This is a genomic window from Streptomyces sp. NPDC038200 (assembly GCF_055600785.1).
In genome coordinates, this window is sequence record NZ_JBVJYH010000005.1 from 143,916 (window position 1) to 164,903 (window position 20,988).

At 71.1% G+C, this 20,988-nt stretch carries 18 protein-coding genes; 3 read left to right on the forward strand and 15 right to left on the reverse strand.

Features of this window, described 5'->3' with window-relative positions:
- Positions 1 to 12: 12 nt before the first annotated feature.
- Positions 13 to 471 (reverse strand): DUF948 domain-containing protein, encoded by a 459-nt coding sequence (locus ACZ7KF_RS12850; protein ID WP_471072582.1) that lies wholly within the window; start codon positions 469 to 471, stop codon positions 13 to 15.
- A 153-nt stretch (positions 472 to 624) separates the two neighbouring features.
- On the opposite strand from ACZ7KF_RS12850, the gene ACZ7KF_RS12855 reads away from it, so the two are divergent.
- Complete coding sequence (locus tag ACZ7KF_RS12855; RefSeq protein ID WP_471072585.1) at positions 625 to 2,850, forward strand: ATP-binding protein; 2,226 nt, start codon at positions 625 to 627, stop codon at positions 2,848 to 2,850.
- 21 nt (positions 2,851 to 2,871) lie between these two features.
- On the opposite strand, the gene rpsD is transcribed toward ACZ7KF_RS12855, so the two are convergent.
- The 5 genes from rpsD to ACZ7KF_RS12880 all read right to left on the reverse strand — a co-directional run bounded on the left by rpsD (position 2,872) and on the right by ACZ7KF_RS12880 (position 8,311).
- On the reverse strand, positions 2,872 to 3,486 hold the full coding sequence (gene rpsD / locus ACZ7KF_RS12860; protein ID WP_018570215.1) for a 30S ribosomal protein S4: 615 nt from the start codon (positions 3,484 to 3,486) through the stop codon (positions 2,872 to 2,874).
- A gap of 303 nt (positions 3,487 to 3,789) precedes the next feature.
- Positions 3,790 to 5,145, reverse strand: coding sequence for a replication-associated recombination protein A (locus tag ACZ7KF_RS12865; RefSeq protein WP_471072588.1), 1,356 nt, complete (start codon positions 5,143 to 5,145; stop codon positions 3,790 to 3,792).
- 43 nt (positions 5,146 to 5,188) lie between these two features.
- Positions 5,189 to 5,845 (reverse strand): vitamin K epoxide reductase family protein, encoded by a 657-nt coding sequence (locus tag ACZ7KF_RS12870; RefSeq protein ID WP_471072592.1) that lies wholly within the window; start codon positions 5,843 to 5,845, stop codon positions 5,189 to 5,191.
- 482 nt (positions 5,846 to 6,327) lie between these two features.
- Positions 6,328 to 7,590 carry a histidine--tRNA ligase gene (gene hisS, locus ACZ7KF_RS12875; RefSeq protein WP_471072595.1) on the reverse strand — a complete coding sequence of 421 codons (1,263 nt, stop codon included), beginning with the start codon at positions 7,588 to 7,590 and terminating at the stop codon, positions 6,328 to 6,330.
- Positions 7,591 to 7,603: 13 nt separating this feature from the next.
- On the reverse strand, positions 7,604 to 8,311 hold the full coding sequence (locus ACZ7KF_RS12880) for an MBL fold metallo-hydrolase (RefSeq protein ID WP_471072598.1): 708 nt from the start codon (positions 8,309 to 8,311) through the stop codon (positions 7,604 to 7,606).
- 169 nt (positions 8,312 to 8,480) lie between these two features.
- On the opposite strand from ACZ7KF_RS12880, the gene ACZ7KF_RS12885 reads away from it, so the two are divergent.
- Positions 8,481 to 9,302, forward strand: coding sequence for a peptidylprolyl isomerase (locus tag ACZ7KF_RS12885; RefSeq protein ID WP_471072601.1), 822 nt, complete (start codon positions 8,481 to 8,483; stop codon positions 9,300 to 9,302).
- 200 nt (positions 9,303 to 9,502) lie between these two features.
- On the forward strand, positions 9,503 to 10,732 hold the full coding sequence (locus ACZ7KF_RS12890; RefSeq protein ID WP_471072604.1) for a DUF349 domain-containing protein: 1,230 nt from the start codon (positions 9,503 to 9,505) through the stop codon (positions 10,730 to 10,732).
- 70 nt (positions 10,733 to 10,802) lie between these two features.
- On the opposite strand, the gene relA is transcribed toward ACZ7KF_RS12890, so the two are convergent.
- The 9 genes from relA to ACZ7KF_RS12935 all read right to left on the reverse strand — a co-directional run bounded on the left by relA (position 10,803) and on the right by ACZ7KF_RS12935 (position 20,968).
- Complete coding sequence (gene relA, locus ACZ7KF_RS12895) at positions 10,803 to 13,337, reverse strand: GTP pyrophosphokinase (protein WP_471072607.1); 2,535 nt, start codon at positions 13,335 to 13,337, stop codon at positions 10,803 to 10,805.
- Positions 13,338 to 13,585: 248 nt separating this feature from the next.
- Positions 13,586 to 14,125 (reverse strand): adenine phosphoribosyltransferase, encoded by a 540-nt coding sequence (locus ACZ7KF_RS12900; protein ID WP_471072610.1) that lies wholly within the window; start codon positions 14,123 to 14,125, stop codon positions 13,586 to 13,588.
- Positions 14,122 to 15,225: a protein translocase subunit SecF gene (gene secF, locus ACZ7KF_RS12905; protein WP_471072613.1), complete on the reverse strand. Its 1,104-nt coding sequence runs from the start codon at positions 15,223 to 15,225 to the stop codon at positions 14,122 to 14,124. Before secF ends, ACZ7KF_RS12900 begins: the two co-directional genes overlap by 4 nt.
- 3 nt (positions 15,226 to 15,228) lie before the next feature.
- On the reverse strand, positions 15,229 to 17,013 hold the full coding sequence (secD, locus tag ACZ7KF_RS12910; RefSeq protein WP_471072616.1) for a protein translocase subunit SecD: 1,785 nt from the start codon (positions 17,011 to 17,013) through the stop codon (positions 15,229 to 15,231).
- Between the two features lie 142 nt (positions 17,014 to 17,155).
- Entirely contained in the window at positions 17,156 to 17,659 is a 504-nt protein-coding gene (yajC, locus tag ACZ7KF_RS12915) for a preprotein translocase subunit YajC (RefSeq protein ID WP_471072619.1), read from the reverse strand.
- Positions 17,660 to 17,836: 177 nt separating this feature from the next.
- Entirely contained in the window at positions 17,837 to 18,907 is a 1,071-nt protein-coding gene (ruvB, locus tag ACZ7KF_RS12920; RefSeq protein WP_471072622.1) for a Holliday junction branch migration DNA helicase RuvB, read from the reverse strand.
- A 27-nt stretch (positions 18,908 to 18,934) separates the two neighbouring features.
- On the reverse strand, positions 18,935 to 19,540 hold the full coding sequence (gene ruvA, locus ACZ7KF_RS12925) for a Holliday junction branch migration protein RuvA (protein WP_471072625.1): 606 nt from the start codon (positions 19,538 to 19,540) through the stop codon (positions 18,935 to 18,937).
- The gene (gene ruvC, locus ACZ7KF_RS12930) at positions 19,537 to 20,076 is read right to left on the reverse strand and encodes a crossover junction endodeoxyribonuclease RuvC (protein WP_471072629.1); all 540 of its coding nucleotides are present in this window, start codon (positions 20,074 to 20,076) and stop codon (positions 19,537 to 19,539) included. Before ruvC ends, ruvA begins: the two co-directional genes overlap by 4 nt.
- 139 nt (positions 20,077 to 20,215) lie before the next feature.
- Entirely contained in the window at positions 20,216 to 20,968 is a 753-nt protein-coding gene (locus tag ACZ7KF_RS12935) for a YebC/PmpR family DNA-binding transcriptional regulator (protein ID WP_471072632.1), read from the reverse strand.
- Between the last annotated feature and the right edge of the window lie 20 nt (positions 20,969 to 20,988).

Genomic DNA, 20,988 nt, shown 5'->3' on the forward strand with positions numbered 1-20,988 from the left:
GACCTGGCGCTCCTACTTTCCGGTGTTTCCGCGGTTCCGCTTGCTCCGCCGCGCGGCCGGTACCGTCCGCCCCACGATCACGGTACGCCGGGGCGACTTCGCGGGCACGTCCTCCGCCTTGCGTCCGCCGAGCGCCCGGCGGACGCCGTAGCCGAAGGCCGCGACCTTGACCAGCGGTCCGCCGAAGGTGGAGGCGACGGTGCTCGACAGGGCGGAGGCGTTCGACGTGACCTCCTGGACGTCGGTGGCGATCGCGTCGACCCGGTCGATCTGGGTCTGCGCCGAACGCACGGCCTGGGAGGCGTCGGCGAGCAGCGGGACCGCCTGGTCCGTCACGTCCGCGACGAGCTTGGTGGTCGCCTTGAGCGTCTGGGCCAGCCTCGCCAGTGCGACGGCGAGGAAGGAGACCAGGATCGCCCAGAAGACGGCCACCAGGATCCCGGCCACCTCTCCACCGGACACTGTGCGCACCCGCTCCCTGAAACGTGCCTGAGCATCGGAAAAGTCGTGCCCCGAGCCTATCGCGCCGGGGCGGACGCTCCGTACCGGATTAGCAGGCGGCACGGGCCGGGTCGCGGGAAGCGATTGTACGGAATGAACACGGTTCAGTACGCTCCGTGTCCCATGCGAGGTCCTCACAGCGCCGGTCCCTGGACGGACGGCGGTCCGCCCCTCGAACTCACCGCTTTCATCGGGCGCGCGGCCGAGCTGGCCGGGCTGGCGGCGGCACTCGGCCGGGCGCGGCTGGTGACCGTGACCGGGGTGGGCGGGGTCGGCAAGTCCCGGCTGGCCGTACGGGCGGCGGCGCGCTGGGCGTCCGGTGACCCGGAGCGTGGCGTGCCCCCGGCGAGCTGGGGGCGGGTGGAGCTGGCGCCCGTGCGCGATCCGCAGTTCGTGGAGTACGCGTTCGTGGAGGCGCTGGGGCTGACCGACCACACCACGCGCCTGCCCCGGCAGACGCTGCTGGAGCACCTGGGCGGCCGCCGGGCCCTGCTGGTGCTGGACGGGTGCGAGCACCTGGTGGCGGCCTGCGCCGAGCTGGTGGCGGAGCTGCTGCGCAGGCTGCCGGAGCTGCGGGTGCTGGTCACGGGCCGGCGTCCGCTGGGCCTGACGGGCGAGCTGCTGTTCCCGCTGGCGCCGCTCGACGGGGACGAGGCGGTGGAGCTGTTCACGGACCGGGCCCGGACGCACGGGGTGCCGGTGGCCGACGGCGCCGAGGTGCGGGAGCTGTGCCGTCGGCTGGAGGGGATCCCGCTGGCACTGGAGCTGGCGGCCGGCCGGCTGCGGGCGCTGTCCCCGGGTCAGCTGCTCCAGCGCCTCGACGACCGGTTCCGGCTGCTGACCGGCGGCGGCCGGGACGCCCTCCCCCGGCATCAGACGCTGCGCACGGCGATCGGCTGGAGCCATGAGCTGTGCACGCCCGCGGAGCGGCTGCTGTGGGCACGGTTGTCGGTGTTCGCGCAGACCTTCGACCTGGAGGCGGCCGAGTACGTGTGCAGCGGGGAGGGGCTGGCCGCCGAGGACGTCCTGGACGTGCTGTCGGAGCTGTTGGCCCAGTCGGTCGTCTCCCGCGAGGAGACTCCGACGGGCCCCCGCTACCGGATGCTGGACACCGTGCGCGCCTACGGCGCCGACTGGCTGGAGGCGACCGGGGACGCGGGCCGGCTGCGCAGACGGCACCGGGACTGGTACCTGGGCCTGGCGACCTGGTGCGAACTGGAGTGGTTCTCGCCCCGGCAGCGGGAGGTGGCCGCGCGGGTGGACGCCGAGCTGCCGAATCTGCGGACCGCGCTGGAGTTCTGCCTGACCGAGCCGGAGGAGGCGCATCTCGGCCAGCATCTGGCGGGCTCGCTGTGGTTCTGCTGGGTGGGCTGCGGCCGGCTCTCGGAGGGGCGGCGCTGGCTGGAGCGCAGCGTGGAGCTGGAGTCGGAGTACGAGCAGGCCCGGCTGAAGGCGCTGTGGGTGCTCGGCTACGTGGCGATCCTCCAGGGCGACACCGTGCCGGCGCTCCAGGCGCTGCGGGCGTGCCGGGAGCAGGCGGAACGATCGGCCGACCCGACGGCGGTGGCGTACGCCGAGCACCGCGCCGGCTGCCTGGCCCTGGTCACGGACGACATGGCCCGCGCAGAAACGCTGCTGCGGTCGGCGCTGGCGCGCTACCAGGAGATCGGCGAGCTGAACAGCAACGTCCTGATGGGCCAGGTGGAGCTGGCGATGACGCGGGCGTTCCAGGGGGACCTGGCGGACGCGGTGCGGTTGTGCGAGGACGTGCGGCGGATCTGCGAGGACCACGGGGAGCGGTGGGCCCGGTCGTACGCGCTGTACGTGCTGGCGTACGCGGCCTGGCGGGAGGGGGATCCGGCCGGCGCGCGAGAGCTGCTGGCGGACTGCCTGGGCAACGCGCACGCCTTCCACGATCTGCTGGGCTCGGTGCTGTCGATCGAGCTGCTGGCGCTGGTGACGGTGACGCAGGGCGATCCGGTGGAGGCTGCGGTGCTCCAGGGCGCCGCCGGGCGGCTGTGGCCCTCGGTCGGGCTGCCGCTGTTCGGTTCGGCGTACTACAACGCGCCGCACGAGCAGTGCGAGGCCGCGGCACGGCAGGCGCTCGGCGACGCCCGGTACGCGGAGTGCGTGCGGGAGGGGGCCGGGCTGGACCGGGAGGCGGCGGTGGCGCGGGCGTTGCGGCACCGGCAGGCGGAGGCGCTGTCGGCGCTGCCCGCGCCGCGCGGGCCGGCGCGCCAGGGTGGCGGCGATGCCGGGACGCAGGGTGAGCCCGGGAAGCGGGGCGAGGCGGGCACACGCGAGCCCGCCGCCTCGCCCACCCGGAAGGGCGGGGAGACGGCGGGCTGAGGTGCTGCGCCGGGGCTGGGATCAGCGGGCGTAGTACTCGACGACGAGCTGCTCGTCGCAGATCACCGGGATCTCCTTGCGGTTCGGCTCACGGTCCAGGCGGAACGCCAGGGCCTTGAGGTTCACCTGGAGGTAGCGCGGGGTCTCGCCCTCGGGGGCGAAGCCACCCTCACGGGCGATCGTGAAGAGCGTCTTCTCCTTGGAGCGGTCGCGGACCTGCACGACGTCGTCCGGGCGCACGCGGAAGGACGGCTTGTCGACCTTCTGGCCGTTGACCTGGATGTGGCCGTGAACGACCATCTGGCGGGCCTGGTAGATCGTGCGGGCGATGCCCGAACGCAGGACCAGCGCGTCGAGACGGCGCTCCAGCTCGATGATCAGGGCCTCACCGGTCTTGCCCTGGACCTTGGAGGCACGCTCGTAGGCGCGGACGAGCTGGCGCTCGGACACGTCGTACTGCGCACGCAGACGCTGCTTCTCCAGCAGACGGACCTTGTAGTCCGAGTTCTGCTTGCGGCCACGGCCGTGCTCACCCGGCGGGTAGGGGCGGGCCTCGAAGTACTTGACGGCCTTCGGCGTCAGCGCGATGCCGAGGGCACGCGACTTCTTGACCTTGGGGCGGGACTGGTTCGCCACTTGTTCTTCTCTTTCGTAGTGTCCGGCTCGTCAGGGTTAGGGAGGTCGCATCCGCAGCCGGGAAAACCCGTCGGGTCCGCGAGGGACCTGCCGGGCAGCCGCTTCCCTGGTCTGGGCACATACGTGCAGCACGCGAGTGGCCCACCGACCGTTCCCGGGAATCCGGGTGGTGGTGGGCGGCCCGCGACACCGTTCGACGGTGCGCGACGCTCCTGGAACCGGTCCGCGAGGGACCGGGTCTCCGGCCGGTTGTCCCGCTCTGACAGCACGGGACTCGGCACTTCGGAGCAGTCTACAGGGTGCTCAGGAGCGCTTGCGACCGAGGTGTTTCCGGGTCCACTCCACGGCATCGGCGTATCTGGCCTCGGCTCCGTGCCGGCTCGGCGTGTAGTACGCGCGGTCCTTCAGGGCGTCCGGGGCGTACTGCTGCTCGGCGATGCCCTCGGGCAGGTCGTGCGGGTACACGTACCCCTGGGCGTGGCCGAGCTTGGCCGCGCCCTGGTAGTGCCCGTCGCGCAGATGCGGCGGCACCGGGCCGGCCAGGCCCTTGCGCACGTCCTCCATGGCGGCGCCGATCGCGGTGGTCGCCGAGTTGGACTTGGGGGCGAGCGCCAGGGCGATCGTGGCGTGGCTGAGGGTGAGGGCGGCCTCGGGGAAGCCGATCATGGCGACGGCCTGGGCGGCGGCGACCGCGATCGGCAGCGCGTTGGGGTCGGCCAGACCGATGTCCTCGCTGGCGGAGATCATCAGGCGGCGGGCGATGAAGCGGGGGTCCTCGCCGGCCTCGATCATGCGGGCCAGGTAGTGCAGGGCCGCGTCGACGTCGGAGCCGCGGATGGACTTGATGAGGGCGCTGGCGACGTCGTAGTGCTGGTCGCCGTCGCGGTCGTACTTCACCGCGGCCCGGTCGACGGTCTGCTCCAGGGTCTGCAGGCTGATCTCGCTCTCGCCCTGGTCCAGGGCGGCCCCGGCGGCGGCCTCCAGGGCGGTCAGGGCGCGGCGGGCGTCGCCGCCGGCGATCCGCAGCAGGTGTGCCTCGGTGTCCTCGGGGAGCGTGACGGCGTCCCTCAGGCCCCGTTCGTCGGCGAGCGCGCGCCGCAGCAGGCCCCGGACGTCGTCGTCGGTGAGGGGTTCGAGGGTGAGCAGGAGGGAGCGGGAGAGCAGCGGGGAGATCACGGAGAAGTACGGGTTCTCCGTGGTGGCCGCGATCAGGGTCACCCAGCGGTTCTCCACGGCCGGCAGCAGGGAGTCCTGCTGGGCCTTGCTGAAGCGGTGGATCTCGTCCAGGAAGAGGACGGTCTCCTTGCCGAAGCCGCCCGTGGCGCGGCGGGCGCCGTCGATGACCGCGCGGACCTCCTTGACGCCCGCGGTGATCGCGGACAGCTCCACGAAGCGTTTGTTCGTCGCCTTCGACACGACGTACGCCAGGGTGGTCTTGCCGGTGCCGGGCGGGCCCCAGAGGATCACCGAGGACGGTCCGGCGGGACCGCCGGAGCCCTCGCCGACCAGGCGGCGCAGGGGCGAGCCGGGCTTCAGCAGATGCTGCTGGCCCACGACCTCGTCGAGTGTGCGCGGGCGCATGCGCACCGCCAGGGGGCTGCCTGCCGGGTCCTTCTCCTGGCGTTCTTCCGCCGCGGCGGTGAAGAGGTCGGGTTCCACGCTGAAACCCTAAAACACCGCACTGACAATCCGGTCCGGACGGTCAGCTGGTCCAGAAGTCCCACCAGCGGGTCAGGACGAGCATGCCGATGATGCCGATGTGCAGGACCGGGAGCACCCAGGTGAACTCGCCGAAGAAGGACTTCAGCGGGCGCGGGGACGGCAGGAAGCCGTTGCGGACGTTGAACGAGGTCACGTACCAGAACATGATGATCGTCGCGACCCAGGCCAGCGAGCACCACAGGCACAGCGCGTTGATCCGGTACAGGGACTGGAACTGCAGCCAGGTGCAGAAGCCCACGCCGAAGAGCGTGCCGAAGTTGAAGGTCAGCCAGTACCAGCGCGGGAACCGGGCGCGGGCCAGCAGGCTCACGCCCACGCAGACGACGATGCCGTAGCAGACCAGGCCGAGCATCGGGTTGGGGAAGCCGAAGGCGGCGGCCTGCTTGCTCTCCATGACGTTGCCGCAGGAGACCACCGGGTTGAGGCTGCACCCGGGGGTGAACGTCTTGCCCGCGACCTTGGCTTCCAGCAGCTTGAACTTGTCGATCGTGATGACCCAGGCGGCCAGCAGTCCGGCCGCGCCCGTGATCACCAGCAGGACGGCGAAGGCACGGCTGCCGCCCACCGCGCGCGGGGCGTCGGCGGCGCGCTCCTGACCGGACTCCGCGGAGACGTCGTTCACTGTCGTCTTGCTCATCACGCCGATTCCGTCACTTGAGAGTTGGACCATCTTCGGGCACGGGTCATTGTGCCGCACGCACCTGTGGGTCCACCGTTCTATGGACATAAGGAGGTACGCACGGTGGCCTCGGATCGTTCGGTTCCGGCCGATCCTCGGGGGGCACGACGGCACGCGCGTACGAACCGGCCGTGCGTGTACGGGCCGGCGCGGGCGGTACGGGGGCACGACGGCCGTTCCCGGGCCCGATCCCGGCGTCCGGCACGCGCGTGCGGAGATCCGGTGCGGGAATCATCCGGCGGGACGAATCGGCGCCCGCGGAATTGACGGTCGGCGCGCTGGGGGCGCGGCGGGCGGCGCTCCGCGGTCCCGCGGCCACGCTCGGCTGCCGCGGGACGGGCCGGAGAGGGCTCCGGGCCGCCGGACGGGGAAGGCTCCGGGCCGCCGGGCGGGGGAAGGGCGCCGGGAGAACCCCGACGCCCTTCCCCGACCGGTGCGCACTAGCCGAGCCGGGACTCCAGCTCCGCCACGATCTCGTTCACGCCGATCGCCGACTGCTCGCCGGACTCCATGTCCTTGAGCTGGACGACACCCTCGGCGAGATCACGCTCGCCGGCGACGATCGCGAACCGGGCGCCCGAGCGGTTGGCGTTCTTCATGGCGCCCTTCAGGCCCTTGCCGCCGTACGAGAAGTCCGCCGCGACGCCGACCTTGCGCAGCTCGGTGACCTTGGCGAACAGCACCCGCCGGGCCTCCTCGCCCAGCGGCACCGCGTAGACGCTGGTCGCCGGCGGGACGTCCGGCTCGACACCCTCGGCCTCCAGGGCGAGGACCGTGCGGTCGACGCCCAGGGCCCAGCCCACGGACGGCAGCGCGGGGCCGCCGATCATCTCGGACAGGCCGTCGTACCGGCCGCCGCCGCCCACCGCGGACTGGGAGCCGAGACCGTCGTGCACGAACTCGAAGGTGGTCCGGGTGTAGTAGTCCAGGCCGCGGACCAGCTTCGGGTCGTCCTCGAAGGAGACGCCCGCCGCCGTGATCAGCTCGCGGACCTCCTCGTGGTACGCCTTGCAGGCGTCGCAGAGGTAGTCCCGGAGCAGCGGGGCCCCGGTGAGCTGCTTCTGCACCGACTCGCGCTTGTCGTCGAGGACGCGCAGCGGGTTGATGTCGACGCGGCGGCGCGTGTCCTCGTCCAGGTCCAGGCCGCGCAGGAACTCCTGGAGCGCGGCGCGGTAGACCGGGCGGCACTCCTTGTCGCCCAGGCTGTTCAGCAGGATCCGGAAGTTGCTGAGGCCGAGGGAGCGGTACGCCTGGTCGGCCAGGATGATCAGCTCGGCGTCCAGTGCCGGGTCCTCCGCGCCGATGGCCTCGGCACCGACCTGGGAGAAGTGCCGGTAGCGGCCCTTCTGGGGGCGCTCGTAGCGGTAGTAGGAGCCGGAGTACCAGAGCTTGACCGGGAGGTTGCCCGACTTGTGCAGGTTGGCCTCCAGCGCCGCGCGCAGCACGGACGCGGTGCCCTCGGGACGCAGGGCGAGCTGGTCGCCGCCCTTGGTCTCGAAGGCGTACATCTCCTTGGTCACGATGTCGGTGGACTCGCCGACACCGCGTGCGAACAGCTCGACGTTCTCGAAGCCGGGCGTCTCGATGTAGCCGTAGCCGGAGTTGCGCAGCGGGGCGGCGATCGCCTCGCGCACCGCCAGGTACGTGGCCGAGTCCGGCGGGATCAGGTCGTAGGTGCCCTTGGGGGCCTTGAAGGTGCTCACGGAAGCTCTCTCGTCACATTCCTCGTCGGGGAGCCGGGGAGGCTCCCTGGCCGGCCGCCACCTGCCGCAGATAGGGGTTGGTGGCGCGCTCCTGGCCGATGGTCGTCTGGGCGCCGTGGCCGGACAGCACCACGGTGGAGTCGTCGAGCGGCAGGCACACGCGGGCCAGCGACTGCAACATGTCCGCCATGGATCCGCCCGGCAGATCGGTGCGTCCGATGGAGCCGGCGAACAGCAGATCCCCGGAGAAGAACACCGACGGGACGTCGGCGGTCTCGGGCATCCGGAAGGTCACCGACCCCTTGGTATGGCCCGGCGCGTGCGCGACGGAGAACGTGAGACCGGCCAGATCCAGGTGCGCGCCGTCCGTCAGCTCCCTGACGTCGTCCGGCTCCCCCACCGTCAGCTCGCCCAGCAGCGGCATGCCGATGGACCGGCCGAGCGCCTTCTCGGGGTCGCTCATCATGTACCGGTCCTCGGGGTGGATCCAGGCCGGTACGTCGTGCGCGCCGCAGACGGGGACGACCGAGGCGACGTGGTCGATGTGGCCGTGGGTGAGGACGACGGCGACGGGCTTGAGCCGATGCTTCTTCAGCGCTTCCTCGACGCCTTCGGCGGCCTGGTGGCCGGGGTCGATGATCACGCACTCCTCACCGGCGGCGGGGGCGACGAGATAACAGTTCGTCCCCCAGGCCCCGGCGGGGAACCCGGCAATGAGCACGATCGTCCTTCGTTGTGTCGATTACAGGCGGCTTCAGCTGCGTCAGAGCCTACCGGCGCTGCCGTTTCCTCAGCGAACCCATATACGGTACGGGGCTACACGCAGCGGTCGGCTCACGAGGACGCGACGCGTACCGCTCGACACACGACACGCATGAGGAGAGAACCCGGTGGTCAGCCAGGAGCAGCGGCGGCGTCAGCTCGCCCGGGAGAAGTTCTTGCGGCAGCAGCAGCGGCGCACCGAGGCGCGGCGCAAGGCCCGCCTGCGCAACTCCGTGATCGCGTCGGTACTCGGCGTGATCGTGATCGGCAGTGTCGCCCTGTACACGACCGGGGTGCTGAAGAACGACGACAAGAAGACGAACGCGAGCGCCGAGACCACGCCGAGCGCCGCGCCGACCAGCAAGGCTCCGGACCCGTGCGCGAAGCCGGCGGCCGGCTCGGTGAAGAAGCTGAGCTGGAAGAAGGAGCCGGCGATGGCGATCGACACGTCGGCGACGTACTCGTTGAAGCTCGCGACGACGTGCGGTGACATCGGCATCGCGCTGAAGACGTCGGCGGCCCCGCACACGGTCAACTCGTTCGACTTCCTGGCGGGCAAGGGCTACTTCGACCACACCAAGTGCCACCGCCTGACCACGCAGGGCATCTACGTGCTGCAGTGCGGCGACCCGCAGGGCACCGGCATGGGCGGTCCGGGCTACACGCTCCCGGACGAGAACCTCAAGGACAAGAGCCTCAAGAACAACACCTACCCGGCGGGCACGGTGGCGATGGCCAACACCGGTCAGAAGCACACCGGCGGCAGCCAGTTCTTCCTGGTCTACAAGGACAGCCAGCTGCCGCCCAACTACGCCCCCTTCGGCACCATCGACGCCGCGGGCATGAAGGTGCTCGCCAAGATCGCCGCGGCCGGCGAGAACACGGGCGGCGGTGACGGCGCCCCGAACGCGACGGTCGTGATCAACAAGGCCACGGTCGCCAAGTCCTGACCGGGGTCCCGACCCCGCCTCCCCGCCTCACGCCCGCGGCCGACGGCCGCGGGCGAAGGCCGACGCGGCCGGTACCGGAATTTCGGTCGCGCTGGATGCGGACAGGTCACCCGCTGGTCGCCTATGTTGGCCGTGACGAAACTGTGGACGATGCCCGGGGGTGCTGAGGCCCCTCGCAGGCATCATGTGGAGGAGGCGCTGTGAGCAGCGACCCGTGGGGCCGCGTCGACGAGACGGGGACCGTGTACGTGCGTACGGCCGACGGCGAGCAGGTCGTCGGTTCCTGGCAGGCAGGCTCCCCCGAGGAGGCGCTGGCCTACTTCGAGCGCAAGTACGAGGGCCTGGTTGTCGAGATCGGCCTCCTCGAAAAGCGAGTGCAGACCACCGACCTGTCGGCGAAGGACGCCCAGGTCGCCATCGGCCATCTGCGCGAGCAGGTGGACGCGCACCACGCGGTCGGCGATCTGGAGGTCCTGCGCGGCCGGCTGGACAAGCTCGTGGCGACCGTCGAGGCCCGCCGCGAGGAGCGCAAGGCCCAGCGGGCCAAGCAGTCCGACGAGGCCCGCAAGGCCAAGGAGGACCTGGTCGCCGAGGCCGAGCAGCTGGCGCAGTCCGACCAGTGGCGGGCCGCCGGTGAGCGGCTGCGGGCACTGGTGGACACCTGGAAGGGGCTGCCGCGCCTGGACCGCAAGTCCGACGACGAGCTGTGGCACCGCTTCTCGCACGCCCGGTCGGCGTTCTCCAAGCGCCGCAAGGCGCACTTCGCGCAGCTGGACGCCCAGCGCGAGGAGGCCCGCCGGACCAAGGAGCGGCTGGTCGCCGAGGCGGAGGCGCTGTCGGGTTCGACGGACTGGGGTCCGACGGCCGCCCGGTACCGCGAGCTGATGGCGGAGTGGAAGGCCGCGGGCCGCGCCCAGCGTGAGCACGAGGACGACCTGTGGAACCGCTTCCGCGGTGCCCAGGACGTGTTCTTCGCCGCCCGCAGCTCGGTGTTCGCCGAGCGCGACGCGGAGCAGACGGAGAACCTGAAGCTGAAGGAGGAGCTGGCCGAGGAGGCCGAGAAGCTCCTGCCGATCACCGACCTGAAGGCCGCGCGGGCTGCCTTCCGCTCGATCAACGAGCGCTGGGAGGCCATCGGTCACGTCCCGCGGGACGCCCGGCCGAAGGTCGAGGGGCGGATGCACTCCGTGGAGCGGGCGATCCAGGAGGCCGAGGAGGCCGAGTGGCGCCGGACGAACCCGGAGGCACGCGCGCGTGCCGAGGGGCTGACCGGTCAGCTCCAGGCGGCCGTGGACAAGCTGAGGGCGCAGATCGAGCAGGCGCGCGCCCAGGGGAACAACGCCAGGGCCGACAAGCTGGAGCGGGAGCTGGAAGGCCGTCAGGCGCTCCTGGACCAGGCCCTGAAGGGCCTGCAGGAGTTCGGCGGCTAATCCCCCCGGCCTTCACCTGAAAGGGCCCCGTACGCGCGTACGGGGCCCTTTGCCGTGTCCGGCGGGTGCGCTAGGACCGGGTGCGGCCCGAGGTCACCCGGTAGACGTCGTACACGCCCTCCACACCCCGTACGGCCTTCAGGACGTGGCCGAGGTGCTTCGGGTCGCCCATCTCGAAGGTGAACCGGGAGGTCGCCACCCGGTCGCGGGACGTCTGGACGGCCGCCGAGAGGATGTTGACGTGCTGGTCGGACAGGACCCGGGTGACGTCCGAGAGCAGGCGGGAGCGGTCCAGCGCCTCGACCTGGATGGCCACCAGGAAGACCGAGGACTGGGTGGGCGCCCACTCGACGTCGAGGATGCGCTCCGGCTCACGGGACAGCGACTCGACGTTGACGCAGTCGCTGCGGTGAACCGATACGCCACTGCCCCGGGTGACGAAGCCGATGATCGGGTCGCCGGGCACGGGCGTACAACAGCGGGCCAGCTTCACCCACACGTCGTCGACGCCCTTGACCACCACGCCCGGGTCGGCGCTGGAGCGGCGCTTGCGCCCGCGGGTGCGGGACGGCGGGACCGTCTCGTCGATCTCCTCGGTGGCGGCCTCCTCGCCGCCGAGGGCCTGGACGAGCTTCTGCACGATGTTCTGCGCGGCGACATGCCCCTCGCCGATCGCCGCGTACAGCGCGGAGATGTCCGAGTAGCGCATCTCGTGGGCGAGCGTGACGAGCGAGTCGCCGGTGAGGATCCGCTGGATCGGCAGGTTCTGCTTGCGCATCGCCCGCACGATGGCGTCCTTGCCCTGCTCGATCGCCTCGTCCCGGCGTTCCTTGGAGAACCAGGCGCGGATCTTGTTGCGGGCCCGTGGCGACTTGACGAAGCCGAGCCAGTCCCGGGACGGGCCGGCACCGGCCGCCTTGGAGGTGAAGACCTCCACCAGGTCGCCGTTGTCCAGGGTGGACTCCAGCGGTACGAGGCGGCCGTTGACCCGCGCTCCTATGGTGCGGTGGCCGACCTCGGTGTGGACGGCGTACGCGAAGTCCACCGGGGTGGCCCCGGCGGGCAGCGCTATGACGTCGCCCTTGGGGGTGAAGACGAAGACCTCGTTGCGGGACAGGTCGAAGCGCAGGGACTCCAGGAACTCGCCCGGGTCCTCCGTCTCCTTCTGCCAGTCCAGCAGCTGGCGCAGCCAGGCCATGTCGTTGAGGTGGTCGTCCTTCTTGCCGGCCTTCGGCACGTCGGTGCGGACCTTGGAGGCGCCGGCGACGGCCTCCTGCTTGTACTTCCAGTGCGCGGCGATGCCGTACTCGGCGCGGCGGTGCATGTCGAAGGTGCGGATCTGCAGCTCGACGGGCTTGCCGTTGGGGCCGATGACCGTCGTGTGCAGCGACTGGTACATGTTGAACTTGGGCATCGCGATGTAGTCCTTGAACCGGCCGGGGACCGGGTTCCATCGCGCGTGCACCGTGCCGAGGGCGGCGTAGCAGTCGCGGACCGTGTCGACGAGGACGCGGATGCCCACCAGGTCGTAGATCTCGGCGAAGTCGCGGCCTCGCACGATCATCTTCTGGTAGACGCTGTAGTAGTGCTTCGGGCGGCCGGTGACGGTCGCCTTGATGCGGGCGGCGCGCAGGTCGGACTGGACCTCGTCGGTCACTATGGCCAGGTACTCGTCACGCTTCGGCGCCCGCTCGGCCACCAGCCGTACGATCTCGTCGTACATCTTGGGGTAGAGGATCGCGAACGCGAGGTCCTCCAGCTCCCACTTGATGGTGTTCATGCCGAGGCGGTGGGCGAGCGGCGCGTAGATCTCCAGCGTCTCGCGCGCCTTCTTCTCCTGCTTCTCGCGCTTGAGATAGCGCATGGTGCGCATGTTGTGCAGGCGGTCGGCCAGCTTGATGACCAGGACGCGGGGGTCCTTGGCCATGGCGACGACCATCTTGCGCACGGTCTCGGCCTGCGCGGCCTCGCCGAACTTGACCTTGTCCAGCTTGGTGACGCCGTCGACGAGCAGGGCGACGGTGTCGCCGAAGTCGCGGCGGAGCTGGTCGAGGCCGTACTCGGTGTCCTCGACGGTGTCGTGCAGCAGGCCCGCCATCAAGGTCGCCGGGTCCATGCCCAGCTCGGCGAGGATGGTGGTGACGGCGAGCGGATGCGTGATGTACGGGTCGCCGCTCTTGCGCTTCTGGCCGCGGTGCCAGCGCTCGGCGACCTGGTAGGCGCGCTCGATCTGGCGCAGCGTGGAGTTCTCGATCTTGGGGTCGTTGCTGCGCACTATCCGCAGCAGCGGCTCCAGCACCGGGTTGTACGGGTTCGCGCGCTGCACGCCGAGACGGGCGAGACGGGCCCGGACGCGGTTGGAGGAGCCGGTGCGGGCGGGCTGCGCGGCCGGCTGGCGCACCACGGGCGGCTGGGCCGGGCGCTCCGGAGGGACCGGCTTGGGGCGCGAGGACTCGGCGCTCTTCTCGACGGGCGCGGACTGGGCACGCTCGACCGGCCCGCGGGTGTCGTTCTTCACCTGGGAAGCGTTCGGCGCGGGCTTCGCCGCGGAGGCCGAGGCGGGCTCGGGCTTGGCGGCGGTCAGTGGCTGGGCCTCGTCTGGCAAGAGGGCTCCTCGTGCACGATCCGGGTCCCCCGGTCAGGCTCCGGAGACCCCATGGTAGCGATCCTGCGCCCGGTCATCGCCTGCAGGCGGCTGTGAGGACCGTGTACCCCTGCAACGCACGGGGCCCTCGTGGGATTCCGCAAGGTGTCCTCGGAGGGGTTCGCGGGTGTGCGGCGCGTGTCCGTACGGCGACGGCCGCCCCGGTGTTCCCGGGGCGGCCGTCGCCGTGTGTCCTGCGTGCGGAGCGGTCAGACCTGGAGGAGCGCCTCCAGCGGAGCCCCGCCCAGGGCCCCTTCCAGGCGGACGCGGCCGCCCAGGAAGCCCAGCTCCATCAGGACGGCGAGGCCGGAGACCTCGGCGCCCGCGCGCTGGATCAGCTGGATCGCGGCCTCGGCGGTGCCGCCGGTGGCCAGGACGTCGTCCACGATCAGGACGCGGTCGCCGGTGACCAGGTCCTCGGCGTGCACCTCGATCTCCGCCGAGCCGTACTCCAGGTCGTACGCCTGGCGCAGGGTGGCTCCGGGCAGCTTGCCCGCCTTGCGGACCGGGATGAAGCCCAGGCCCGCGCGGACGGCGACCGGGGCGCCGAGGATGAAGCCGCGGGCCTCCAGGCCGACGACCTTGGTCGCGCCGGTTTCGGCGGCGATCCCGGCCAGGGCGTCGGTGAGCGCGGTGAACGCCCCCGGGTCGGCCAGGAGCGGGGTGATGTCCTTGAACATCACGCCCGGCTCCGGATAGTCGGCGACGTCACGGATGCGGCTGAGCAGCAGCTCCTGGATGTCGGTCATCGGCGCTTCCCCGAGGTCCGGCCACGGCCCCGGCCACGGGACGCGGGCTGGTTGCGCGGGCCCACCACGGCGGGGGCGGCGTCGTCGGCGTCGTCACCGGCGCGGGTCTCCGCGTGGTCCTCGCCGGCACTCGCCTGGGCGCGCTTGGCCAGCACCCGCTTGGTGAGGGCCTTCATCGCCGGCTCGCGCTCCTTGAGGTCGGCGACGAGCGGCGTGGCGATGAAGATCGAGGAGTAGGCACCGGCCGCGAGGCCGACGAACAGCGACAGGGAGATGTCGTTGAGCGTGCCCGCGCCGAGGAAGCCGCCGCCGATGAAGAGCAGACCGGCGACCGGCAGCAGGGCGACGACCGTGGTGTTGATCGAGCGGACCAGGGTGCCGTTGATCGAGCGGTTGGCGATGTCGCTGTAGGTGAAGCGGGTCTGCTTGGTGATGTCCTTCGTCTGCTCCTTGAGGCTGTCGAAGACGACGACCGTGTCGTAGAGCGAGTAACCGAGGATGGTCAGCAGACCGATGACCGTGCCGGGCGTGACCTCGAAGCCGACCAGGGCGTAGATGCCGGTCGTGATGGTGATGTCGTGGATCAGCGCGACGAGCGCCGCGATGGCCATGCGCCACTCGAAGGCGATCGCCAGGTAGATCACGACGAGGACCATGAAGATCGCCAAGCCCTCCCAGGCCTTGTTGGCGATCTGCTCGCCCCAGCTCGGGCCGACCAGGTCGGCGGCGAGCTTCTCGGGGTCGAGGTCCAGGTCCTTGGCCAGCTCCTGCTTGATCTTGTCGGACTGGCCGGTGTCGATGCCCGCGATCTGGATGCGCAGGCTGCCGTTGCCGAGCTTCTGCACGACCGCCTGGTGGCCGGAGGCCTCGTTGGCGTACTCCTCCGCCTTGGCCACCGAGGTGCTCATGTTGGTCGGCGTGGTGAAGACCGCGCCGCCCTGGAACTCGATGCCCATGTTCAGGCCGCGCACCGCCAGGCCGACGATGGCCGTGATGGTGATCAGGATCGAGATGCCGTACCAGATCTTGCGCTTGCCGACGAAGTCGTAGGAGATCTCGCCGCGGTGCAGTCGAGCGCCGAGGTTGCCGCGTTTCGACATCGCTCACGCCTCCTTCGGGTCGACAGGGCCGGCAGCGGGACCGGCGGGACGGCGGGTGCGGCGCAGCGGCGGCTTGGCACCCAGGCTCTTGGGGTCGAGTCCGGACCACTTGTGGCCGTCGGCGAAGAACGCGCGGCGCGCGAGCAGCGTCATCAGCGGCTTGGTGAAGAAGAAGACGACGACGACGTCGAGCACGGTGGTCAGGCCGAGCGTGAACGCGAAGCCCTGGACCTTGCCGACGGTGACGATGAACAGCACCGCGGCGGCCAGGAACGACACGAAGTCGGAGACCAGGATGGTGCGCCGGGCGCGCGGCCAGGCCCGCTCGACGGCGGGACGCAGGGTGCGGCCCTCGCGGATCTCGTCGCGGATGCGCTCGAAGTACACGATGAACGAGTCGGCGGTGATACCGATGGCGACGATGGCACCGCAGACGGCCGGCAGGTTCAGCGCGAAGTGGATCGCCGGGCCGAGCAACGTCATGATCAGGTACGTGAGGATCGCGGAGACCAGCAGCGAGGCCATGGCCACGACCGACAGGCCGCGGTAGTAGACCACCAGGTAGATCACGACCAGCGCCAGGCCGATCGCGCCGGCGACCAGACCGGCGTGCAGCTGCTCACCGCCGAGCGCGGCGGTGACGGTGGTGACGGACTGCTCCTGGAAGGAGAGCGGCAGGGCGCCGTACGACAGCATGTTGGCGAGGCTCTGCGCCTCCTCCTGCTTGAAGCTGCCGGAGATCTCGGCCTGGCCGCCGGTGATGGCCGTCTGCACGAACGGGCTGGAGACGACCTCGCCGTCCAGGACGATGCCGAACTCGTTCTGCGGCCGCTGGTTCTTGGCCAGCTCGCCGGTGATGTCGGCGAACTTCTTGGCACCGCTGTTGGTGAAGGTCATCTGGACCTGCCAGCCGGCGGCGCCCTGGGTGTCGAAGACCGCCGCGGCCTTCTTCACCTCGGTGCCGTCCACGGCGGCCGGACCGAGCACGTACTTGTACCAGGCCCCGTCGATCTCACCGCAGGCCACGGTGGTGTCACCGGGCTTGGCCTTCTTGCCGGCGCCGGCGCGCTGGGCGGGCTTGGTGCAGTCCAGGGCCGCGTACTGGGCCTGGATCTTGGCGTTCGCGTCCGAGCCGCTGCCGGCGGAGGCCGAGGGGCTGGCCGACGGCTTGCCGCTGCCGGAGGCGCTCGGCGAGGGGGTGGAGTCGGCCTTCAGGGCGTCGCTGACGGCGCGGCCCTGGGAGGTCGCCGTGCCCGTGGGGGACGCGGAGTCGGACGAGGAGGCCTTCTCCTTCGAGGAGGCGCTCGACGACGGGCTCGCACCCGGCTTCGGCGAGGAGCTGCCGCTGGAGGAAGCGCTCGGCGCGGGGCTCTTCCCGGCCGGGACGCTGGGCTCGCTGGCCAGAACCGGCCGGAAGTACAGCTTGGCGGTGGTGCCGACCTGGTCCTGGGCCTCCTTGGAGTTGGTGCCCTTGGGGATGTTGACGATGATGTTCTTGGTCCCCTGGGTCTGCACCTCCGCCTCGGAGACACCCAGGCCATTGACACGGCGGTTCATGATGTCGACCGCGGTGTCCATGTTGGCCTTGTTGATCGCGGACCCCTGGTCGGCCTTCGCCTCGAGCGTGATGCTCGTGCCACCGGCGAGGTCGATGCCGAGACGCGGAGTCTTGTGCCCGGAGGCGAACATCCCTCCGGCGAGCGCCACGATGGCGATCAGGATGAGGGCAAGGGAGCGCCCTGGCTTGCTCTGGGCACTCGCGCTTCGGCCCCTCTTAGGTGCTGCCACCTTCTCGTACTCCCTCTCGGGCCGCCCCGCGCCCGGTCGGCGCGGTCGGCCATGACATGGTGTCGGGCTCCCGTGCGGGAAACAGACGCGCCCGGGATACGCGGGGCGCCATCATGCCGCCGTCGCGCGTCCCGGGGCGTGACTACTTCGCGTCGGAGTCGCCGTCGGTCTTCTTCGGCTCGTCGTCCGCCTTGGCCTCGGCGGCGCGGGGCGCGTCGGTGCCGTCCTCGACGGCGTCCTTCTTACCGAGGTCGATCTTGTCGTCGGAGGCGGCGGCAGCGGCGGGTCCGTCGGTCTCGTCGGTCTCGGTGAGGGAGGAGGCGTCGTCCGGGACGATGTCGGCGTCGGACTTCAGGTCGTGCTCGATGCCGTGGACGATGCGGTTGTACTCGTCGTCGGTGAGGACGGCGCCGATGGCGTTCTTGGCGAAGAGGAGGTCGACGCCCGGTCCGGCGTCGAGGAGGACGGTGTCCTCGTTGACCTCCTTGACCGTCGCGTACATACCCCCGATCGTGCGGACCCCGGAACCGGGCTGCATCTCGTTCCGCATCTGGGCGGCCTGCTGCTGCTTCTTCTTGGCCGAGCGCGTCATCAGGAACATGGCCGCGATGAGCACGATGAACGGGAGAAGGGTATAGGCATTCACGGGACGGAAATTCCTTCGCGCGACCGCGCGGGTGAGCGGCCTGTTGGATGGGGGTGTGGTCGGCGCCGCCCACAAGGGCGGCATCGGCGGAGTCTAAGCGAGTCCGCTTGCATGGAACAACGCTCAGCATGGCACCTGGGTTCCTGCGGGGCCATCGCCCTCGCCGTCATCGAGGTGTCACGTCCCGAACAGGTCCTGTTGTCCGCTTCCGGCCGCCGACGCCCCGGGAGGTGTCAGGCCCAGGTGGCCCCATGCCGCCGGCGTCGCGACCCGGCCGCGCGGGGTGCGGGCGAGCAGTCCCTCGCGGACCAGGAACGGTTCGGCGACCTCCTCCACGGTCTCCCGCTCCTCCCCCACCGCGACGGCGAGGGTGGACAGGCCGACCGGTCCGCCGCCGAACAGCTTCAGCAGGGCCTCCAGGACCGCCCGGTCGAGCCGGTCGAGACCACGCTCGTCGACCTCGTAGACGGCGAGGGCGGCGGCGGCGATCTCACGGGTGATCAGCCCGTCCGCCTTGACCTGCGCGTAGTCCCGGACGCGGCGCAGCAGGCGGTTGGCGATACGGGGCGTGCCGCGGGACCGGCCGGCGATCTCGGCGGCGCCGTCCGGCTCGATCTCGACGTCCAGCAGGTGGGCCGAGCGGTGGACGACACGCTCCAGCTCGTGCGGTTCGTAGAACTCCATGTGCGCGGTGAAGCCGAAGCGGTCGCGCAGCGGGGGCGGCAGCAGGCCCGCGCGCGTGGTGGCGCCGACCAGGGTGAAGGGGGGAAGCTCCAGCGGGATCGCGGTGGCTCCGGGGCCCTTGCCGACGATGACGTCGACGCGGAAGTCCTCCATCGCCATGTACAGCATCTCCTCGGCGGGCCGGGACATGCGGTGGATCTCGTCCAGGAAGAGCACCTCGCCCTCCTGGAGGGAGGAGAGGATCGCGGCGAGGTCGCCGGCGTGCTGGATGGCGGGGCCCGAGGTGATGCGGATGGGGGCGCCCATCTCGGCCGCGATGATCATCGACAGGGTGGTCTTGCCGAGACCGGGGGCGCCGGAGAGCAGGACGTGGTCGGCGGTGGCGCCGCGCGCGCGTGCGGCGCGCAGCACCAGGTCGAGCTGTTCGCGGACCTTCTGCTGGCCGATGAACTCGTCGAGGTCCTTGGGGCGCAGGGCGGCCTCGACGGCCTGGTCCTCCCGGTCGGCGGACGCACCGACGAGCCGCTCGGAAGCGGGGGTGTCGGCCGTGTCGTCCCAGTTCACGAAGGTCTCCTAGCGGGGTGGCGCAGGTCAGCGGGCGCGGTTGAGGGTCTGCAGGGCGGCCTTGAGCAGCCGGCCCACCTGGGGGGTGCCGCCGGCGGCCTCGGCCTCGGGCGCCACGGCGGTGACCGCCTCGTCGGCCTCGCGGGTGGCGTAGCCGAGGCCGATCAGGGCCGCGTGCAGCTGGTCGCGCCAGCCCTGGCTGACGGGCGTGCCGACGGCGGGGGCGCCGACGGGCTCGCCGAGCCGGTCCTTCAGTTCCAGCAGCAGCTTCTGGGCGCCCTTCTTCCCGATGCCGGGGACGGCGGTGAGGGCCTTCTCGTCGCCGGTGGCGACCGCGCGGCGCAGCGCGTCCGGGGTGTGCACGGCGAGCATGGCCTGCGCGAGGCGGGGGCCGACGCCGCTCGCGGTCTGCAGCAGGACGAAGACCTGGCGCTCGTCGTCGTCCGCGAAGCCGTACAGAGTGAGGGAGTCCTCGCGGACGACCAGGGAGGTGTGCAGCTTGGCGGGCTGGCCCACGCGGAGCGTGGACAGCGTGTTCGGCGTGCACTGGACGGCCATCCCGACGCCGCCGACCTCGACGACCGCGGCGTCGGGGGCGAGTGCGGCGACCGGGCCGCTGACGAAGGCGATCATGCCGTTCGGCCTTTCGTTGCGTGGACTGCATGCCGGGCGACGGCCTGCTGGAGTCGGTTCTGGGCGGGGGCCCGCCAGATGTGGCAGATGGCGAGCGCGAGGGCGTCCGCGGCGTCGGCGGGCCTGGGCGGTGCGGAGAGCCGGAGCAGCCGGGTGACCATGGCCCCGACCTGCGCCTTGTCGGCGCGCCCGCTGCCGGTGACGGCGGCCTTGACCTCGCTGGGGGTGTGCAGGGCGACGGGGATGCCGCGCCGGGCGGCGCACAGCATGGCGACGGCGCTGGCCTGGGCGGTGCCCATGACCGTCCGCACGTTGTGCTGGCTGAAAACGCGCTCCACGGCGACGCACTCGGGCCGGTGCTCGTCGAGCCACTGCTCGATGCCCTGCTCCACGGCGAGCAGGCGGTGGCTGAGCTCGGCGTCCGCGGGCGTCCGTACGACCCCGACGCCGACCATGGTCAGCGGGCGGCCCGCGACCCCCTCGACGACGCCGACACCGCACCGCGTCAGCCCCGGGTCCACCCCCAGTACCCGCACCGGGCCCCTCCCTCCGAGCACGTGCCGATCACCTGCCGATCGCCTGTTCGTGCAGGCTATCGGGTGCCACTGACAACGCCCTACAAAGCGACGGGCCGACGGGGTGTGTCCCGTCGGCCCGTGGAGCAGGTCGCGTGCGCTACGCGTCCACCCTCTCCATGATCTCGTCGCTCACGTCGAAGTTGGCGAAGACGTTCTGCACGTCGTCGCTGTCCTCCAGCGCGTCGATCAGCTTGAAGATCTTCTTCGCGCCCTCCTCGTCCAGTTCGACCTGGACGGACGGGACGAAGCTGGAGTCGGCGGAGTCGTAGTCGATGCCGGCCTCCTGGAGCGCGGTGCGGACCGCGACCAGGTCGGTGGCCTCGCTGATGACCTCGAAGGTCTCGCCGAGGTCGTTGACCTCCTCGGCACCGGCGTCCAGGACGGCGCCGAGGACGTCGTCCTCGGACAGCTCGCCCTTGGGGACGATGACGACGCCCTTGCGGCTGAACATGTACGACACCGAGCCCGGGTCCGCCATGTTGCCGCCGTTGCGGGTCATGGCGACGCGCACGTCGGAGGCGGCGCGGTTGCGGTTGTCGGTGAGGCACTCGATGAGCACCGCGACACCGTTGGGGCCGTAGCCCTCGTACATGATCGTCTCGTAGTCCGCGCCGCCGGCCTCCAGGCCGCCGCCGCGCTTGATCGCCGAGTCGATGTTCTTGTTCGGGACCGACTGCTTCTTGGCCTTCTGGACGGCGTCGTACAGCGTCGGGTTACCGTCGAGGTCCACGCCGCCCATCCGCGCCGCGACCTCGATGTTCTTGATCAGCTTCGCGAAGAGCTTGCCGCGCTTGGCGTCGATCACGGCCTTCTTGTGCTTCGTCGTAGCCCATTTAGAGTGGCCGGACATCTGCCTGTCTCCTTCGCGTA

Excerpts from the sequence above, each read along its gene's own strand:
- ruvA (WP_471072625.1), bottom strand. The coding sequence starts at position 19,540 with ATGATCGCCTTCGTCAGCGGCCCGGTCGCCGCACTCGCCCCCGACGCC.
- ACZ7KF_RS12900 (WP_471072610.1), bottom strand. The coding sequence starts at position 14,125 with ATGACCGACATCCAGGAGCTGCTGCTCAGCCGCATCCGTGACGTCGCC.
- ACZ7KF_RS12935 (WP_471072632.1), bottom strand. The coding sequence starts at position 20,968 with ATGTCCGGCCACTCTAAATGGGCTACGACGAAGCACAAGAAGGCCGTG.
- ACZ7KF_RS12870 (WP_471072592.1), bottom strand. The coding sequence starts at position 5,845 with ATGAGCAAGACGACAGTGAACGACGTCTCCGCGGAGTCCGGTCAGGAG.
- secF (WP_471072613.1), bottom strand. The coding sequence starts at position 15,225 with ATGTCGAAACGCGGCAACCTCGGCGCTCGACTGCACCGCGGCGAGATC.
- ACZ7KF_RS12855 (WP_471072585.1), top strand. The coding sequence starts at position 625 with ATGCGAGGTCCTCACAGCGCCGGTCCCTGGACGGACGGCGGTCCGCCC.